13 protein-coding genes and 1 pseudogene are annotated in these 18,639 nt (G+C 69.8%); 4 read left to right on the forward strand and 10 right to left on the reverse strand.

All coding sequences use genetic code 11. The features are described from left to right. Both murJ and F8O02_RS01310 read right to left on the reverse strand, forming a co-directional pair. Positions 1 to 1,653: a murein biosynthesis integral membrane protein MurJ gene (murJ, locus tag F8O02_RS01305; protein WP_158035371.1), complete on the reverse strand. Its 1,653-nt coding sequence runs from the start codon at positions 1,651 to 1,653 to the stop codon at positions 1 to 3. Then, positions 1,650 to 3,806: a DUF6049 family protein gene (locus F8O02_RS01310; RefSeq protein ID WP_158035372.1), complete on the reverse strand. Its 2,157-nt coding sequence runs from the start codon at positions 3,804 to 3,806 to the stop codon at positions 1,650 to 1,652. The genes murJ and F8O02_RS01310 overlap by 4 nt, the downstream gene beginning before the upstream one ends. Before the next feature lie 85 nt (positions 3,807 to 3,891). Between F8O02_RS01310 and F8O02_RS01315 the strand changes: the two genes are divergently transcribed. Next, positions 3,892 to 5,364, forward strand: a complete 1,473-nt coding sequence (locus F8O02_RS01315) for a CCA tRNA nucleotidyltransferase (protein ID WP_158035373.1) — start codon at positions 3,892 to 3,894, stop codon at positions 5,362 to 5,364. Between the two features lie 62 nt (positions 5,365 to 5,426). Here the strand turns inward: F8O02_RS01315 and F8O02_RS01320 are convergent, their stop codons facing one another. Both F8O02_RS01320 and F8O02_RS01325 read right to left on the reverse strand, forming a co-directional pair. Beyond that, complete coding sequence (locus F8O02_RS01320) at positions 5,427 to 5,837, reverse strand: hypothetical protein (RefSeq protein WP_158035374.1); 411 nt, start codon at positions 5,835 to 5,837, stop codon at positions 5,427 to 5,429. Positions 5,838 to 5,943: 106 nt separating this feature from the next. Then, entirely contained in the window at positions 5,944 to 7,401 is a 1,458-nt protein-coding gene (locus tag F8O02_RS01325) for an amino acid permease (RefSeq protein WP_158035375.1), read from the reverse strand. Between the two features lie 251 nt (positions 7,402 to 7,652). Here F8O02_RS01325 and F8O02_RS01330 point away from each other — a divergent pair, with 251 nt between their 5' ends. Together F8O02_RS01330 and F8O02_RS01335 are read left to right on the forward strand one after the other, a co-directional pair. Next, positions 7,653 to 10,628, forward strand: a complete 2,976-nt coding sequence (locus tag F8O02_RS01330) for a variant leucine-rich repeat-containing protein (RefSeq protein ID WP_158035376.1) — start codon at positions 7,653 to 7,655, stop codon at positions 10,626 to 10,628. A 24-nt stretch (positions 10,629 to 10,652) separates the two neighbouring features. Next, positions 10,653 to 11,288: pseudogene (locus tag F8O02_RS01335) on the forward strand (LysR family substrate-binding domain-containing protein); the annotation flags it as partial. On the opposite strand, the gene F8O02_RS09365 reads toward F8O02_RS01335, so the two are convergent. Continuing rightward, on the reverse strand, positions 11,257 to 11,652 hold the full coding sequence (locus F8O02_RS09365) for an FAD-dependent oxidoreductase (RefSeq protein ID WP_325065431.1): 396 nt from the start codon (positions 11,650 to 11,652) through the stop codon (positions 11,257 to 11,259). The pseudogene F8O02_RS01335 and the gene F8O02_RS09365 sit on opposite strands and share 32 nt — an antisense overlap. Positions 11,653 to 11,714: 62 nt before the next feature. Here F8O02_RS09365 and F8O02_RS01345 point away from each other — a divergent pair, with 62 nt between their 5' ends. Then, positions 11,715 to 12,125, forward strand: coding sequence for a hypothetical protein (locus tag F8O02_RS01345; RefSeq protein ID WP_158035379.1), 411 nt, complete (start codon positions 11,715 to 11,717; stop codon positions 12,123 to 12,125). A gap of 151 nt (positions 12,126 to 12,276) precedes the next feature. On the opposite strand, the gene purT is transcribed toward F8O02_RS01345, so the two are convergent. The 5 genes from purT to F8O02_RS01375 form a co-directional block, all read right to left on the reverse strand. Continuing rightward, positions 12,277 to 13,566, reverse strand: a complete 1,290-nt coding sequence (purT, locus tag F8O02_RS01350) for a formate-dependent phosphoribosylglycinamide formyltransferase (protein ID WP_158035380.1) — start codon at positions 13,564 to 13,566, stop codon at positions 12,277 to 12,279. Between the two features lie 414 nt (positions 13,567 to 13,980). Then, complete coding sequence (locus tag F8O02_RS09300) at positions 13,981 to 15,489, reverse strand: hypothetical protein (protein ID WP_179416237.1); 1,509 nt, start codon at positions 15,487 to 15,489, stop codon at positions 13,981 to 13,983. Between the two features lie 386 nt (positions 15,490 to 15,875). Further along, positions 15,876 to 16,142: a PLDc N-terminal domain-containing protein gene (locus tag F8O02_RS01365; protein WP_225734049.1), complete on the reverse strand. Its 267-nt coding sequence runs from the start codon at positions 16,140 to 16,142 to the stop codon at positions 15,876 to 15,878. Between the two features lie 242 nt (positions 16,143 to 16,384). After that, on the reverse strand, positions 16,385 to 17,980 hold the full coding sequence (locus F8O02_RS09305) for a hypothetical protein (protein WP_158035382.1): 1,596 nt from the start codon (positions 17,978 to 17,980) through the stop codon (positions 16,385 to 16,387). 314 nt (positions 17,981 to 18,294) lie between these two features. Beyond that, positions 18,295 to 18,561 (reverse strand): glutaredoxin family protein, encoded by a 267-nt coding sequence (locus F8O02_RS01375; protein WP_158035383.1) that lies wholly within the window; start codon positions 18,559 to 18,561, stop codon positions 18,295 to 18,297. Positions 18,562 to 18,639 lie beyond the last annotated feature (78 nt).

Below are 18,639 nucleotides of genomic sequence, written 5' to 3' on the forward strand. Positions count from 1 at the left end.
TCAGTGACGCCGGAGCCGGCCGGCCAGCCCGACGAGGGGACGCAGCAGCGTGCGCATCTCGTCCACATGCAGCACGCGGGTCATCACCAGGTAGACGACGCCCATCACGGCGGCGAGCACCACGCAGGTGGCGATCGCGGCGAGCCTCGTCGACACGGCGAGCCCGTCGGTGAACCCGCCCAGCGCCCACAGGACGGTGACGCCCGCGGTGGCGGCGACGAGGGCCGCGACGGTCATCCGGGCGTGTGCGCGCAGGATGCGGTGGCCGTCGATGCCGCCGAGTCGACGGCGCAGCACGGCGAACATGACCACGGTGTCGAACGTGATCGCCGTGCTGGAGACGAGCACCTCGGCGAAGACGACCCAGTGTGGATCCGCCTGCGTCGCCGCCCAGTACAGGGGCAGCACGAGTACCATGCGCACCGCCGCGACGAGGAACGGCGTGCGGGTGTCGTTCATCGCGTAGAACGCGCGGATCGCGAACAGGTTCGCGCTCACGACGACGAGGAACGGCATGAGCACGGTGAGCATCCGGCCGAACGCGACGGTCTGGGCGAGGTCGTCGGTGGAGAACACCCGGGCGATGGGCAGGGCGGCCACGGTCATCAGCGCCGCGGCGAACACCGTGACCGCGCCCGTGTGCCGCAGGCTCGCCGAGAGATCGGCGATGAGCGCGGGCCGGTCATGCTCGGCGGCGTGCTCGCTGAAACGGGTGAAGTACACCGTCGCGATCGACACGGCGATGATCCCGTGCGGCACCAGCTGCAGCAGGCTGGCCGTCTCGAAGCTCGTCAGCCCCATGAGCGTGGTGTCACCGGGTGTGCGGTAGGGCTCGGTGGAGTTGGCGACGACCGTCTTGACGAACGAGTGCACCCAGTCCAGCACGACCATGCCGAGGATCCACCCCGCGGCGACGAACGTCGGACGCAGCCCGGTGTGCCGCCAGTGGAAGTCCGGCCGATAGCGGAGGTCAGACCGATGCCACCAGGCGAACATGATCAGCGCCTGCGCGGCCACGCCGAGCGTCGCCGACAGACCGAGCGTCGCGATCATCCCGGGCGTCCAGTCGGCCACCGCCGTGTGGCCGTCTGGATCGGCGCCGAACAGCGCGATGAACGCGACGAACCCGGCGATCGAGATCACGTTGTTGAGCACCGGCGCCCAGGTGTACGGGCCGAACACGCGGCGGGCGTTGTAGATGCCGCCGAGCAGCGCGTACATGCCGTAGAAGAGCACCTGCGGCATGCACCAGTAGGTGAAGGCCGTCGCGAGGGCGAGGTTCTCGCCCGACCAGCCGCCCGTGAACGCCCGGGTGATCACGGGCGAGGCCACCATGAGCACCGCGGTCACGATGAGCAGCCCGGTGAGCACGAGGGTCATGATCCGGTTGATGTAGCCGCGCCCGCCGTCCGGATCCCGCGTTGACTGCACGATCTGCGGCACCAGCACCGCCGTGAGCACGCCGCCGGCGGTCAGCTGGTACAGCAGCGAGGGGATCTGGTTGCCGGTCATGTACGCGTTCGACGCGGTCGTGCTTACGCCGATCGAGGCGGCGATGAGGAACGTCCGCACGAAGCCGAGCACGCGCGAGACGGCGGTGCCGGCCGCCATGATCAGCGAGCTGCGTCCCACCGACGACGAGGATGCGCTCACCGGTCCGTCTCCTCTCCGGCGCCCGGCCCGCGGCCGTCCGCTCCCTGCCCGGCCGCGTCGGCTGGCTCGATGTCGGCGTGGGGCGGCGGCGTGCGCTCGCCGGCGGGCGCACGCCCGCGTCCGGTGCCGGCCGGCAGCGCGGCGCCCGCGAGCCGGCTGCGCCGCTCCCGGTGGGCGCGCATCACGCTGCGGAACACTCCGAAGCCGAACAGCAGGGCCACGGCCCCGGTGGCGATCGCCAGGCCGATGCTCTCCCACTGGGCCTGCACGTCCATGGGGCGGGCGACGATCTCGCCGATCCGGTCGCCTGTGTCGTTGGTGATGCTGATGTTCAGGGTGACGCTGCCGTTGGCGATCGCCCGCACCGGTACCTGCGCGGTCGCGGAGGTGTGCGCGTCGATGGTGAGCGGCACGGGGGAGTCGGTGACCACGCGGCCGCTCGACGGGGCGACCCGCACCTGCACCGTCACCGGCTGGCTGGTGTCGTTGCGCACGGCCACGGGGATCTGCGAGCTGCCGCTGACGAGCGTGACGTTCGTGGTGGAGGTGATGGCGACCTTCGCCAGCTGGGTCGTGGCGTCGTCCGTGGTCGCCTGCACTGCGCTCGCCCAGTCGTCGTCGTGCTCGAGCCCCTGGCTGGACAGCGAGCCGATCCGCTCCAGATAGCCGTCGCGCACCCGCTGCGGGTCGGCGGAGATCGAGGCCAGCAGCTCCGCGTCGGAACGGGCCGTGGCCACGGCCGACAGCGGGGCGAGCTCGTCGTCCGCGCCCTGCGTCCGTTCGGCGGTGATGGTCGTCTGCGGGGCGTCGGCGACGTTGTCGAGGATGTCCACGCCGGACTGCAGGCGCACGGTGCCGCCCAGGGAGTGCAGGACGTCGCCGAGCAGCTGCGCCTGCTCCGACCAGCTGCGGGGCAGCACGCTCGTCACCCCGCTGAACGACTGTGTGGAGAGCCCGAGCGCGGTGGCCATGGCCGTGATCCGGGCGGTCGAGGTCGACGACGTGGTGTCCGCGTCGGTCAGCGCGGTCTGGAAGGCGTTCTGGAGGTTGTGGTTCGCGCCGATGACGGGGGTGTCGCCGATGCGGTGCAGCTGCACGTCGGCGGAGTCGTCGGCGACCTCGTCGGTGGCGATGACGATCGGCCGGTCGCCGGTGAGGAGCTCCCGCGCCGCCTGACCGAGCCCGCGGTCGCAGGAGCCCAGCACGAGGGGCGTGTCTGCGTCGGCGTTCCCGCCGAGCAGCGCGTCGTCGATCGAGGTCACCCCCGCGGCGGCGAGGGCGTTCGCGTCCGCGTCACCCCACAGCAGGGGCGTGGTGGTGAACCGGTCCAGGCGCTGCAGCCAGGCGCGCATGTCGGCCGTGGCCCGGTCGCCGAGCGCGTCGATGCTGTGGACGATCTTCGGGTCGACGGCGAGCTCGACGTCGAGGCCATCCAGTGCGTCCAGCTGGCTGCTGAGCGTGCCGCCGGCCGAGACCATCCGCTGTAGCTCGTCGGCGTCATAGAACTGGTCGGCCTCGGCGGGGCCGGTGATGGGGGCGATCAGGTCGAGCGGGCGCAGCTCGTCGGCGGTGACGTTCCAGGCGGTCGTGGAGGGCAGCCAGACGGTGTCGCTGGCCGCGGAGGTCAGCCTGGCGCCCAGGCCGAGCACGCCGCGGTCGTCGGTGAAGCTCCAGGTCGGCAGGCGCTTCGCGGCCACTGTCACGTCGAGCGTGGCCGTCGCTCCGGGGTCCACCCGGTCGATCATCCGAGTCGCGATGGTTACGGTGCGCGAGGGCGCCGCATCGTTCGCGTCGAACCAGTCGCGGATCTGCCCGGTCGTCGTCATCAGCCGGTCGCCGATGGAGAACTCGACGGTCACCCCGGTCAGCGCCTCGGCGGAGGCGTTGGTCACGGTGGCGTGCAGGGAGAGATCGGTCGAGGCGTCGAGGTGGTCGGGGACGTCCGTCAGCGCGATCTGCACGTCGCGCGCCGACACGCGGGCGGCGGCCGACGCCGCAGTGACGGCCGGTGAGACGGCCTGCGCGGCCGGCGCGACGTCCGCGGCGGCCGCCCCGGCGAGCGGCCAGGGCGCCGCGAGCAGCAGGGCGACCAGGCCCGCGCGGATGCGTCGGGCACCACGCCGGCCTGACAGGCCGGAGAGGGCAGGGCGCATGTGGATCCTTCGCATCGGTGCCACCACTCTACCGGGGTGGTTCGCGGCGTCCGGCCGGCGCCGGCTGTGGGAAGATTGTCAGGCCATGACAGACTCTCCCAGCGACATCCGCGAGGCCATGCGTGCCCTGCACGCGATGCTCGACTCCCCGACCATCCAGCGACTGGGCCGGGCGTTCGCCGCCGGCGGGCAGGAGCTCGCGCTCGTGGGCGGATCCGTGCGCGACGCGTTGCTGGGGCGCGCCGGGGTCGATCTCGACTTCACCACGAGCGCGTCGCCGGACGCCTCGCTCGCCCTGCTGCGCCCCCTGTCGACGGCGCACTGGGACATCGGCCGGGCGTTCGGCACGGTCGGCGCCCGGGTCGACGGCGAGCAGGTGGAGGTGACCACCTACCGGGCCGACTCGTACGACCACCGTACGCGCAAGCCGACCGTGGCGTTCGGCGACAACCTGGAGGACGACCTGCGGCGCCGGGACTTCACGGTCAACGCGATCGCCGTGCGACTGCCCGAGCGCACGCTCGTCGACCCGTTCGGCGGGGTGGCCGATCTGCTCGCGGGCGTGCTGCGCACCCCCGGGCCGGCGTCCGTGTCGTTCGAGGACGACCCGCTGCGGATCATGCGGCTGGCCCGTTTCGTCGCCCAGCTCGGGTTCACCGTCGACCCCGAGACCTTCGCGGCGGCCCGCCAGCGTGCGGCCACGATCGAGATGGTCTCGGCGGAGCGGGTGCGCGACGAGCTGATCAAGCTGCTCATGGCCCCGGACCCCGTCGCCGGTCTGCGCCTGCTCGTCGACACCGGCGTCGCCGAGCATGTGCTGCCCGAGCTGCCCGCGCTGCGGCTCGAGATGGACGAGCACCATCACCACAAGGACGTCTACGAGCACTCGCTGACCGTGCTGCGGCAGGCGATCGACCTTGAGGGCGAGGGCGGGCCGGATCTCGTGCTGCGCTTGGCCGCGCTGCTGCACGACATCGGCAAGCCGCGGACGCGGCGGCTCGAGCCCGGCGGCGTCGTCACGTTCCACAACCACGACCTGGTCGGCGCGCGGATGGCCACGAAGCGGCTGCGCGCGCTGCGGTTCGACAAGGGCGTGATCAAGCAGGTTTCACGGCTGATCGAGCTGCACATGCGCTTCTTCGGGTACGGCGAGCACGAGTGGTCGGATGCGGCGGTGCGTCGATATGTGCGCGACGCCGGCCCGCTGCTCGACCGCCTGCACCGGCTCACCCGAGCTGACATGACCACGCGCAACCGGCGCAAGGCCGCCCGGCTGCGCTCCGCGTATGACGAGCTGGAGTGGCGCATCGAGTACCTGGCCGAGCAGGAGGAGCTCGCGGCGGTGCGGCCCGAGCTCGACGGGCGGGCGATCATGCGGGTGCTCGACATCAGCCCGGGGCCGGTCGTGGGGCGCGCGTACCAGTTCCTGCTCGACCTGCGCCTCGACGAGGGGCCGGTCGGCGAGGCGGAGGCTACTCGGCGCCTGCGTGCTTGGTGGGCCGAGCAGCCGGAGGCGGAGGACCCGGACACGACGACGCCCGGACGCGCCGTCAGCTGACGGATCGCGTCCGGGCGTCGTTCCCGGAGGCCCGACGGCGGCCGATCACGGCCGCCCGGGGATCACTTGGCGATGATCTCGTCGAGGTGGGCGATGGCCGCCTCGAGCTGCTTGATCGCGGCCTCGGAGGCGGCGACGGCGTCCTTGACCTGCTGCTCGGCGTTGTCTGCGCTGTGAGCGACCTGCTCGGCGTTGATCGCGGCGGCGGCGGCGAGCACGGCGCGCAGGGTGCTCGGGTGGATGTTCGTCACGCGCATGATCGTCTCGATCGCGGTGCGCGAGATGGTCGACGTCAGCGTCGACACCGACAGGCGGCGCCACTGTGAGGGCTCCGTGCCCGCCTCGGCGGCCAGCAGCGCGGCGTCGGCGGCCTTCTGCAGCGCGTCGCTGACATCCTGCAGCTTCTGCACGTCGATGCCGGCGAACTCCTCGGGAAGTTCGATGCTGGACAGGTCAGCCTTCTTAGCGGCCATGTGAGCTCCTTTGCGTCCGATCGGCGACGTGGTGCCGCCGCTGAATGGCTCTTGAATCCGCTCCTGATCTTACGTCGCGGCCCAGCGGGGCGCGAAACCGACTCCGTCAGTCGTCGGGATGCGTGCGTCCGTCGTCGAGGCGCGCGTCGGCCGGCGCGGTGTGCGGGGTGATGTCCACGCCCTCGGCGGCCAGCTCGCGTGCGTTGCGCCGGATGCTCGGCCGCATGAAGGCGTAGATGATCCCGAGCAGCACGAACCAGATCGGCGTGATGATGAGCGCCGCGCGGGTGTCCTCCGCCTGGGCGAGCGCCCAGATGAGGAAGGCGAAGAACACGAACACGACCACGACGCTCACCCGGCCGCCCGGCAGACGGAAGTGTGAGCGCTCGTGCAGCTCGGGACGCCGGTGCCGGTACACGAGGTAGCTGATGAGGATCATCGACCAGATGAAGAGGAACAGCACGGATGAGATCGTGGTGACCAGGGTGAAGGCGTTCATCACCGAGTCGCCGGCGTACAGGAGCACGATGCCGGCGAGCAGGAAGGTCACCGAGAAGAACAGGGCATTCTGCGGTACCTGGCGGCGGCTCAGCGCGCTCAGCCAGTACGGCGCCTCACCCTGCGTCGCGAGGCCGTAGACCATCCGCGACGTGGAGTAGATGCCGCTGTTGGCCGAGGAGGCCGCCGAGGTGAGCACCACGAAGTTGACCACGTGTGCGGCGATGCCGAGGCCTGCCATCGTGAACATGTTCACGAACGGGGACTGGGCGGGATCGATGGTGTTCCACGGGCTCACCGTCAGGATCACGAACAGGGATCCGAGGTAGAAGAGGATGATCCGCCAGGGGATCGAGTCGATCGCCCGCGGCAGCGTCCGCTCGGGGTTCTCGGTCTCTGCGGCCGCGGTGCCGACGAGCTCGATGCCGACGAAGGCGAACACCGCGATCTGGAACCCGGCCACGAAGCCGGTGAAGCCGGTCGGGAAGAAACCGCCGGCGTCCCACAGATGTGAGACGGAGGCGACCGTGCCGTCCGGCGAGCGGTAGTGGGTGACGAGCATGATGATGCCGACGATCACCAGTGCGCTGATCGCGATGATCTTAATCAGAGCGAACCAGAACTCCAGCTCGCCGAAGTTGCGCACCGTCGGCAGGTTCAGTGCGAGCAGCAGTGCGATGAGCAGGATCGCCGGCACCCACAGTGGGATGTCCGGGAACCAGAACTGCGCGTAGCCGGTGATCGCCACCACATCGGCGATGCCGGTGACGATCCAGCACAGCCAGTAGGTCCAGCCGGTGAAGAATGACGCCCACGGGCCCAGCAGGTCACCCGAGAAGTCCGCGAACGATCGGTAGTCCAGGTTTGACAGCAGCAGCTCGCCGAGTGCGCGCATCACAAAGAAGAGCATCGCGCCGATGATCGCGTAGACGAGCAGGATGGATGGGCCGGCCAGATGGATCGTCTTGCCGCTGCCCATGAACAGGCCGGTGCCGATGGCTCCGCCGATGGCGATCAGTTGCAGATGGCGGTTCTGCAGGTTGCGTGAGAGGGTCTGCTGCTTCATTGGACACGGAGTCTAGCCCTCTGCTGCATCACGGGTGTGGTGGACGCCGCCGTTCGCAGCCGGTTTGGTCGGCGTGCGAGTCGGGCCGAGGTATGGGGCGGAGCATCGCGATGGGTATCCGCGCAGTGGTGTTTCACGTGAAACAACACCGCCATGGGGGTCTCGCCCCATCGGGATCCGCCAGTGCGCAATCTACGATGGAACAGATGTCGACGCCGACCGGTGTCGAGCGTACGAGCAGGAGGGGGCGCATGAACAGCGACGAGCTGCAGCAGCTGCGTGCTTATGCGGGGCATCCGGGAGCCGATCGCGACGTGCTCGCCCGTATCGCCGTGGACCATCCCGACGTGCGGAAGGATATCCTCGCCAACCCGGGGGTCGACGAGCCGCTCAAGGAGTGGATCCGTCAGCTGCCCGCCGCGCCGACGTCGACAGGGGGACCAAGCGTCGGGACCACAGCGGCTGGGATCACCGGAGGGATCTCCGCCGGCGAGGTGTCCACAGCCGGGGCGGGTGGAGTGTCCGGTGTTCCCGAGGTCATCCCGCAGCCCTCGTGGGGCACGCAGCTCTCGTGGGATGGGTTCGCCGCGTCGGCGCCGCCTCAGCCGGGGGCTCCCCAGCCCGGTCTCGCCCAGCAGACCCCCGGCGCGTGGGGTGCGCCGACCACGCCACCCGGCTGGAACGGGGGTGTGCCGGATACCCCGACGACCATGCCGATGGGCGTCGCCGGGGTCGCACGCGACGGCTGGTTCCACGCCCATCGAGGGCTGCTGATCGGCGCCGGCGCCGCGGCGACCGCCGTGGTGACAGGGGTCGCACTCGTGCTCACCGGGGTGATCCCACTGTCTGGACGCAACAGAGCGGCCACCAGCGCGATCGCCCAGGACGCGACCAAGGCGATCGGGGCACTGCCCATGGCCGAGGATCCCTACACCACGGAGCCACAGCAGCGCTGGACGGTCAACGTCGCAGACCTGCCTGACATCGACGCGGCGGGATTCGTCCCGGGTACCATTGACGACCCCTTGCTGCCCAACGCCATGGCCATGGGTGTCGGCGACGATGTCGTCCTGCTCGACTACACGACCTCGCTCGATGACAACGACGAAGACGACCGTTCCGCGACGCACGGCGTCGTCGCCCTCGATCGCGCCACCGGCGACTACCGGTGGTCGCACCAGTGGCCCACCGACGGCGCGTCCGCGCTCGGTGGCTGTGGCCTCACCCAGGTGGGCGAGGTGTTCGGCTGCGTCACTGGAGACTCACTGGTGCTGCTGGACGCGGAGACCGGCGAGGTGCGCTCGCAGCAGTCTGCCGGTGATGTGCTTGGCCAGGACGGCGCCAGCCTGCTGCTCGAGGGCGTTCACGTCGACGCCTCGCGGGACGCGATCGTCGTGACGGGCCAGGGCTCGGATGGCAGCTCAGGGTACCTGCTCGCCGAGGTTCACGCCGATGGGTCGATCGCCTGGCAGGCCGAGCGCCCGGGCCAGCCGGGTGACCAGGGCGCCGATGACGCCGCTGTCACGGTGGACCAGGCCGGCGACTCGCTGCTCGTGGAGCTCGGCGAGGACTTCGGGGTCTTCTCACTCGGCTCGGGTGAGCTGCGCGCGGCGGGGACCGGGCAGGTCTGGCTTACCGGTGAGGACGCGCTCGGGTACACGGGCACCACCTCGCCGCTCACCGTCAACGCCCTGAGCAACGTCCAGTCGTCAGCCGATGCCGACGGGGCCTCTGCGCCCTTTGCCCCCAGCCAGCGACTGGGCCTGCGGCTCTCACAGGATCAGGCGCTCACCCTCCGAGCCACGGACACCGCCACTGGTGAGACACGGTGGTCACGCCAGGGCACCCATGCCGTGGTGCCGACCGGGCTCGACCAGGTCGTGCCCGTGTGGGACCCGGACAACGGGGGCACGCTCACCGGGGTCAGCGCGACGGACGGCTCGGATCTCTGGCAGCTCCATCCGGGATCAGGTGCCAGCCCGCTGATCACCGGCGGAGCGGTGCTCGCCACCGGCGGTGCCGCGAGCGTGACGATGCTCGGCACCGATGGCGGGGGACGTGCCGCGTCCACCACGACCAGCGAGCAGGCCGGAGTGCCCGCCTGTTCGGACGGCCGGGTGCTGCTCTCCTGGTCGCGCTGGCAGGACGGCTGGATCAGCGTGTGCTCGGACGACTCGGGGAAGGATCAGGTCGTGCAGCTGCAGCTGCCGGACGGCACCACGCACACCGGCGACCAGATCAGCGTCAACGACGGGTGGACGCGATTCTGCGGCGCCCTCGACGACGGTGACGTGTGCACCGACTGGCGGGACTCGACGGTGACCTGGCAGCCGAGGGAGGACGACGGCACGGTGTGGGCCACCAGCGCGGGCTGGTTCAGCGGCAACGGGCGCAGCGGATTCGGCGACTCCGCCCAGGCGCCGGAGACCGTGCCCTCATGCCCGGTCGGCGCCTCGCCGCTCGGCTGGGGTGTGGAAGGCGACGATTGGGTGCTCGTCTGCGGTGACCGCGACGGCACGCCCACGATGCTGCGCCTGCAGGGCTTCGGCGGGGACGATCGCACCGCCGCCGACGTGCACGCCAGCGACGACGAGAACGGTCATGGCGTCTGCGGCGCTGTCGACGGCGCCTCCGTCTGCTTCTTCGCCAACCCGGGCAGCGTCGTCGTCGACGGCGCCTCCGAACGGGTGCAGACGGGCCTGACCTCGGCCTGGCAGCGTGGGCAGGACGACGCCAGCGCGAGCTCCGGGGCCTTCGGCGCCCAGCGTCCCTCGGGCAGCGCGCAGAGCCAGGTGCAGTACATCGTCGACGTGCTCGAGCGCTCGAAGGCCGCCCGGACCACCCTGCAGCCGGCGGTCGACGTCTTCAGCAGCTGCCGGACCGGCCAGTTCTCGCAGGCCCGCGCCACACTGCGCACCGTGACGCAGAACCGGCAGGATCTGCTCGCGGCGATCAGCTCGGCCCCGGTCGACAGGATCGAGGACGGGGACCGGATGATGGTCCAGCTGCGCACGGCGCTGCAGGCCTCGCTCGACGCCGACAAGGCATACGAGCAATGGGCCGACGCGATCATCTCAAGTGGATGCGGGGCTGGATCGGCCTCGTTCGACGCGGGCAACGAGCACTCGGTCGACGCGACCACGGCGAAGCAGGTGTTCACGGGCACGTGGAACACGTCGATCGCGACACGCTACGGGGTGGCCACGTTCGGACCGAACGACATCTGATCCGTCCGGCGGGGACAGGCCCGGCGGTCGCTGCGGATCGGAGCTGCGGCCAGCATTCTCATGGGGCTGCTGCCCGAGCTCATCGACGCCCTGGAACCCGGGACGAGCCCCGTCATCCGCCAGGCCAGCGAGGCCGAGCAGGCTCGGGGGTTCGCCGACGGGCAGCTGGACGTCGGGCTTCAGCGCACTCGCGGGGAGCGACGGGAGGGGTTCATTCCGCTGCCGCTGGAGCCGCTGTACGTGGCACGTCGGGCGTCCGGCGGGAGCGCGAAGGCCCCTGAGAGCATGCCGCTCGCGCACTTCGCCGGCAGCCGATTCCTGATCTTCCGTCGCGAGGTCGCCCCAGTGGCCTATGACGCGATCATCTCGGTGATTCGTCGCAGCGGCGCAAGGTTCCCGATCGTGCACTACTACACGGACGAAGGGGACTTCCTGGGCAAGGTGGCCTGCGGCGAGGGCATCGGCATCGTGCCCGAGAGCCTCACCCGGATCACCGCTGCGGCGCTGCGGTACGCGCGGATCGTCGACCCCGGCGCGACGACGCCGCTCTCCATTCGCTATGCGCCCGACAGCGCGGTGGCCCGCTCTGCAGCACTCGCACTGGCGGAGCGGGCCGCTGCGCAGCGGGTCAGGCCGCGTCGAGATGACCCGCGATGCTGAACCGGCGGCTCCACAGCTCGGGGGTCTCGCCCATCGTCAGCTCGGCGGCGAGCTCTCCGAAGACTGGGGCGAACTTGAAGCCGTGGCCGGAGAGCCCGGTCACCGTGATGAGCGGGCCGGAGGGACTGCGGTCGATGATCGGCACCTTGCCCCTCGGTGAAGCCCTCCCGGCGCACGCTGTAATGGGCGGGCTCGGGATGCAGCTCCGCAGTCCAGGAGCACGTCGTGACGACCAGCCGGTCGGCGTACACGACACGTCCGGTGGGGTGGTCACATGTCCCGGCTCCTCGGTGACACTCAGCACCCGCTCATGGCCGTACAGCTCGGCACCGCCGACCCGAACCTGCTCCTGGGCGCTGAGCACGGCGAGCTCCGGCCACAGCCCTCGCTGAGACGATCCAGCACGCCGGTGAAGCCGCCGAATGGATGGCGCTCAGCAGGTTCGGCGACATCACCGCGATCGGCGCGCTTATCGTCGGTCTGCTCGCCGGCATGATCGGCTCTTGGGCGGTGACGTGGAAGACGAAGTGGGGCATCGACGAGACGCTCGACGCTTTCGCGGTGCACGGCGTCGGCGGCATCGCCGGCACGATCTGCGTGGTGCTCATCGGCTCGTCCGCAGCCCCGGCGGGGATCACGGGCGTGCTGTTCGGCGGGGAGCCCTCGATCATCTGGCGAGAGCTTGTCGCCGTGGCGGCCACCTGCCTGTACTCCTTCGGGATGACCGCGCTGATCGCCTGGGCGCTCAAGAAGACGATTGGCATCCGTGTGGACGAGCAGACGGAGCAGATAGGGCTGGATGAGGCGCTCCATGCGGAGACCGCTTACGCGGACTGATCCTGCGCGACCTCCTGCTCCGGCGATGACGGAGGATTCCCGAATGGCCGTTGCTGTTCCCGTGTCGGGGTCTGCAGGGCGGTCCGATGCCCCGCGGACGGCGCATGTTTCACGTGAAACATGCGCGTGAGGGGCCGGTGTGCGGCCCGGGTCAGACGAGTTCGACGTGCAGGGCATCGGCCACGGCATGGGCTCGTGCGCGTGCCTCGGCGACGTCCGCGCCCCGAGCCAGGGCCACGGCGACGCGACGGGCGCCGTCCACTCGCGGCTTGCCGAACAGGCGCAACTGTGCGGTCGGGGCGGCGGCGAGGGCCGCGTCCACGCCGCGGCAGACCGGCACGCCAGTGCCACGCACCTTGACCGGCACGCTCGCCGCTGCGCCCGGGAAACGCTCGGGCGCGGCCACCGGCAGCCCGAGCACGGCCCGCACGTGCAGGGCGAACTCGCTGAGATCCTGGCTGACGAGGGTCACCAGGCCAGTGTCGTGCGGTCTGGGTGAGACCTCGCTGAAGATGACCTCGTCGCCGCGCACGAACAGCTCGACGCCGAACAGCCCCCAGCCGCCGAGATCGTCGGTGATGGTGCGGGCGATATCCCGTGCTCGGGTAAGCACGGCGGGGGAGAGCGGCGAGGAGCCGTCGGCTCCCTCGGCGCCAGCGGGATGCTGCCACGACTCGGCGTAGTCACCGTCGACCTGGATGTGGTGCACGGGATCGAGGAAGGTGGTGCCGCCCGCGTGCCGCACCGTCAGCTGCGTGATCTCCTCGTCGAAGTCGATGAAGCCCTCGATGATGCAGCGGATGCTGTGGCCGGCTGTGGCGTGGCCCCGCGACCCGGCCTGCGCGGCCTGCCAGGCCGTGGCGACGTCCTTGCGCGTGCGGATGACGGACTGGCCATGCCCGGAGGACGACATGACCGGTTTGATCACCGCCGGCAGGCCCAGGTCGGTCACCGCGTCCTCGAGCTCGGCGAGGGAGTCGACGAAGCGGTACGGGCTCGTGGGCAGCCCCAGCGTCTCGGCGGCGAGGCGGCGGATGCCCTCGCGATCCATCGTCAGCACGGTCGCCCGCGCCGTGGGCACGACTCGCACCGGCCAGGGCTGCTCCGCCTCGAGCTCGGCGAGCGTGCCGGTGGCGATCGCCTCGATCTCTGGGATGATGAGGTCCGGTCGTTCCGCCTCGATCACCTGACGGAGCGCGTCTCCGTCCTGCATGTCGATGACATGCGCGCGGTGGGCGACCTGGTGAGCCGGGGCGTGTTCGTAGCGGTCGACGGCGATCGTCTCGACACCGAGCCGCTGCAGCTCGATCACGACCTCCTTGCCGAGCTCGCCGGAACCGAGCAGCATCGCCCGCTTGGCGTGCGGGGAGAGCGGGGTGCCGATCGTCACACCCTCAGGCGCTGGGCTTGCGGATGCGGTGGTCGTCTTGAGCGTGCTCATGGTTTCTATTCTGCGCCTGGACCGCGGGCCGGCGTCTCAGGCCTCCAGCGGACACGGCGTTCACCGCGACCCAGCCGGGTTGGCGGTGTCGGTGTTGCTGCTGGTGTCGGTCACGAAGGCGAGGATGTCGCTCGCGCCGTCGACCTGCGGCAGCCGCCGCACCCTCCCGTGCCATAGAACGTAATCGGGGCCTTATGTTCAGCAGGTCCTGCATCTGAGTGATCTGTTGGCCGGCGGCCTCGGCGGTGTCGGTGCCCTTGGGGGAGACGTCGCGGATGAGTGCGTTCAGGTCTCCGCTGGGCCCGCGCTGCCAGGGCGAGTGCGGGTCGCAGAAGTATTCGGGGCACTCGGTCGTGATGGTGAACTCTGCGGCCCGGGCCATCTCGGTGCCATGGTCCCAGGTCAGGGATCTGGTCAGTCGATGTGCTGCTGCTTGTCGGCTACGAGCTCGCCGAGGGCGAGAGTATCGTTCCGCCAGCTGATGCGGTAGGTCACGTCGCCGCCGGTGGTGTCGTTGGGGCCGTACGTGTACCGGTAGAGTGTGGCCTGAGCCGAGCCGTCGACGGTCTGCGCTCGGGCGAGTGCATATCGGAGGTACTGGGACCCGTTGAACATGCTGTGGTCGCTGTTCTCCGGGTAGATGCCGGTGTACACGTCAGCCCATGCAGTGGTCGCCGCGTTGTCTTGCACAAGCACCAGCTGATCGAGCACCTCGAGGGCGGAACCGTCTGCCGTCGGCGTGTATGCGGTGAGTGCGGCATACCAGATGCCGTTGGAGTCGGTGCCGCCGTGCACGCTGGTGTCGGTCACGAAGGCGAGAACGTCGTCGGCGCCGTCGCCGTTGATGTCGAACACGGCGGTGGTCTCACTCAGCGGCAGTGCGGTGCCCGCGGCGGAAGTGTCTCCGGTGTAGTAGTTGGGGACCGCAACGCCGATTGACAGTTCTCGCGGCTGCTCGTCGGCATAATACGTCCACCCGCTGGCATCGGGCGTGGGCGACGTCCAGTTCTCGGCGTAGGCCTTGCCGTCGGTGAAGTTCTTGAGCGTGCTGGGCGTCGACAGATCGGTGCCGTCGCTGAGCACCGTGCGATCGTTGTCGGTGAGTGGTGCGGTTTTGAGGAGTTGTCGGAGGGCGTCTTCGGTCAAGGATGCGTGGGGTGGTGTGGTCTGGGTGGTTTCGGTGGCGGGCGTCTGGGCGTTGTGCCAGGCGGTGTAGCCGGCGGTGCCGCCGCCGGCGGCGAGGGTGACGGCTGCGGCGCCGATGCCGAGCTTCGCGCCGAGCCCGAGGCCGCCGGCCTTGGCGGCGCCGGCTGCGGCCGCGGTGTGTGCGGCCCCGGTGCTGCCGGCTCCGGCAGCGGATGCTGTGCCTGCGGCGCTGGTGCCGGTGAGATTGGCGCCGAGGCCGGTGGCGGATGCTGCGGTCACACCGGTGTGCGCGGCTGCCGCGGGTGCGGCAGCGGCGAGGCCTGCGGCCTCGGCCCCGGTGGCTGATGCTGCGCTCGCTCCGGCTGTGCCTGCGGCGCTGGTGCCGGCCAGGCCGATCCCCGTGGCTGCGGCTCCGGCGGCTGCGGCTCCGGCAGCGGCGACCCCGGGCAGCACGGCCGATGTGAGCACGGTCTCATCGTCGTCATCGTCGTCATCGTCGGGTGGGGTGGCCTGATCGGTCGGTGTGACGGAGTCGGATGACCCCTCGTGAGGGTCCATTGTCCGGGACACGGCCGATGTGAGCACGGTCTCGTCATCGTCGGGGTCGAGCAGTGCGGGCGTTCCTGTCGGGGCGATGCCGGTGGCTGCGGTCGGGGTGGCTGTCGTGGCTGTGCCCTGGGCTGTGGTGGCCTGCTGTTGGGTGAGCCAGGCGGCCAGCTGCGGGTACATGGCGGGGTGGGCGAGCAGGACGGGCGCCAGCTGCGGCAGCTGCGGCACTCACGCGGCCAGCTGCTGCAGCTGTGTCGGAGTCAGCCGCGGATCCCTCGCCCACGCCAGCAGCTGCTCCGGCGACGGCGTGTTCGGCATGGTGATCTCTCTTCTGCTCTTGCGCTCCGGTCGGGTCTCGTCAGGCTGACTCTGGATGTTTCACGTGAAACATCCAGATAGAGGCTGGCCGGACGGCCTGTCCCTATTCATCCGTCCATGTCGGTGGCGCATGTCCTTGGTGGGTTGAACTCGGTGACGTACCGTCACGTTCCAGCGTACCTCACGACTCTATCGCTCGTGTGTCGGCAGCGACCATGGGCCGATCTCCCCATGGCGGCGCCGTGGGATGGGGCAGGCGCGTGCTCCGGCGGATGCCGGGGACCCGCAGGTCGGGTTCACTTCAGCCGGGGCAGCTCCCGTGGGTTCACTCGGCCGAGAGTGAAGTAGGCGATCGGGCCGACCCAGTTGATCGGGATGGCCAGGGACCAGAGGAACTTCGGCCCGCGGATGTCGCTGCTCGGGCGGCGGGCGAGATCCGTCGCGGCCGCGGCGGCGAGGGCGAGCTGTGCAGCCGTGAGCGCGGTCACGGTGACGCGCTGCCCGCGGGAGAGCCGCTTCTTCATCTTCCTGGTGGTGTCGGTGCTCTTCGTGTGTGCGTTCATGATGCGAGCCTATCGCGTAGGCGAGCCCTCATATACCGGTCAATGCAGTGTGCTTTACATCAAGATTGCCGAGGGTGGACGGTTGGATGTGGTGTCCAGGAATCTGCGCCATGACTCTGTTCGGCGGTGAACGGTTGCAATGGATGCGGTGCGGCTATGCCGTTCACAGCGCAATCAAGGTGGCCGTGACCATTCATTTCGGCAGAGGCGCTCGGCATGGCCGAGCAGTGTTCGGTGCAGGTTCACCTCGTCTGAAGATCGCTGATCGTCGGGGTGTCGAGGGTGAGCACACCGTCTTGCCAGACGATGGGGTAGGCGAGCGTTGCGGATACACCGGGTTCGTAGTCGGGTTCCCATTGCACCTGTTGGTAAGCCAATCCCACCTTGATCTGATCGTCTTCGACGGTGAGCGTCTTCGCCCAGTACATCGTCGTGTATTGTTCGCCTTGCAGCTTGGTCACCGTAGTTGTGTTGAGTGCATCGTCAAGAGCGCTGTTGTATCCCGGCCAGTCTGGGTCGCTTGCGAGGCCACCGACGGTGTCGCCATAGCCATCGGTGAGCATGAGCTGTCCCAACACCTCCAGCGCCTGGCCGTCAGATGTCGGGGTATATGCAGTGACAGCAGTGTAGCTGGAGCCCCATTCATCGCTAGGGTATATCGCCAGATTGACCAAGGACACGATGTCATTGACACCATCACCGTTGACATCGGTGACGACTGGAGCCCGATATGGATCCTGTGACGTGAGAGTTGCTCGGTTGCTGTCACCGATGGGAGTGAACTCGTCGCGACCATCGTTGGTCAACGCGGCTTGCATGTCCTGGTAAGTCACGTCGATGAGGCCGTCGGAAAAATGCCTTGGTGTGGTCACACGGTCCATGTTCGAATGGCTGCGATAAGACGTGACCTTGATGTCGTTGTCGGTGAGTGGTGCGGTTTTGAGGAGTTGTCGGAGGGCGTCTTCGGTCAAGGATGCGTGGGATGGTGTGGTCTGGGTGGTTTCGGTGGCGGGCGTCTGGGCGTTGTGCCAGGCGGTGTAGCCGGCGGTGCCGCCGCCGGCGGCGAGGGTGACGGCTGCGGCGCCGATGCCGAGCTTCGCGCCGAGCCCGAGGCCGCCGGCCTTGGCGGCGCCGGCTGCGGCCGCGGTGTGTGCGGCCCCGGTGCTGCCGGCTCCGGCAGCGGATGCTGTGCCTGCGGCGCTGGTGCCGGTGAGATTGGCGCCGAGGCCGGTGGCGGATGCTGCGGTCACACCGGTGTGCGCGGCTGCCGCGGGTGCGGCAGCGGCGAGGCCTGCGGCCTCGGCCCCGGTGGCTGATGCTGCGCTCGCTCCGGCTGTGCCTGCGGCGCTGGTGCCGGCCAGGCCGATCCCCGTGGCTGCGGCTCCGGCGGCTGCGGCTCCGGCAGCGGCGACCCCGGGCAGCACGGCCGATGTGAGCACGGTCTCATCGTCGTCATCGTCGTCATCGTCGGGTGGGGTGGCCTGATCGGTCGGTGTGACGGAGTCGGATGACCCCTCGTGAGGGTCCATTGTCCGGGACACGGCCGATGTGAGCACGGTCTCGTCATCGTCGGGGTCGAGCAGTGCGGGCGTTCCTGTCGGGGCGATGCCGGTGGCTGCGGTCGGGGTGGCTGTCGTGGCTGTGTCCTGGGCTGTGGTGGCCTGCTGTTGGGTGAGCCAGGCGGCCAGCTGCGGGTACATGGCGGGGTGGGCGAGCAGGACGGGCGCCAGCTGCGCCAGCTGCGGCACCCACGCGGCCAGCTGCTGCAGCTGTGTCGGAGTCAGCCGCGGATCCCTCGCCCACGCCAGCAGCTGCTCCGGCGACGGCGTGTGCGGCATGGTGGGTCCCTCCCCCTCGGATGCGCTTGCTCGGCTGCCGCATGAACACCGCCGACGATCCTTGTTTCACGTGAAACATCGGCCATGCGGGACATGGCGACGGGCAGAGGCTCTTGCGGCCATCGCGCCGCCGTGAGCGGTGGCGCCGACCGGGACCAGGCCCCGCTGAGGCGTGTCACCACGATGGATGGCGCGCTCGGCGGTGTGCCCGGCGCCCATCGTCGTTCTCAGTACCACGGTTCTCCCGCACCCCGGCGCTTCCGGTGCCCCCTGGAAGCCAGACGCCGGGTGCAGCGGGCGTGCGCCGGGGCAGATCAGTCGATCAGGCCGAGTGCACGCAGGTGCGTCTCGAGCTCCTCGTCGGTCGGCTCGACCTGGTGCGATCCATCGGAGAAGACGAGCACTGGGATGTTCGTCCGTCCACTGAGCGCGTGTGCCTCCTCGGCGCGATCCGGGTCGGCGACGAGGTCGACATACTCGTAGGGCACGGCGAGGCGGTCGAGCAGCGCCTTCGACCTGCGGCAGTCACCGCACCATCCCGCGCCGTAGAACGTGATCGGGGTCTTGTGCTCAGCAGTCATGGCGTGAGCATAGCCCCTGCGGCCCGGATGGTCAGAGGCATTCCTCAGCCAGGCCGAACGCGCTCGCCCTCGGTCAAG

Origin of the sequence: Pseudoclavibacter caeni (assembly GCF_008831125.1) — a bacterium.
Taxonomy (GTDB): Bacteria; Actinomycetota; Actinomycetes; order Actinomycetales; family Microbacteriaceae; genus Pseudoclavibacter_A; species Pseudoclavibacter_A caeni.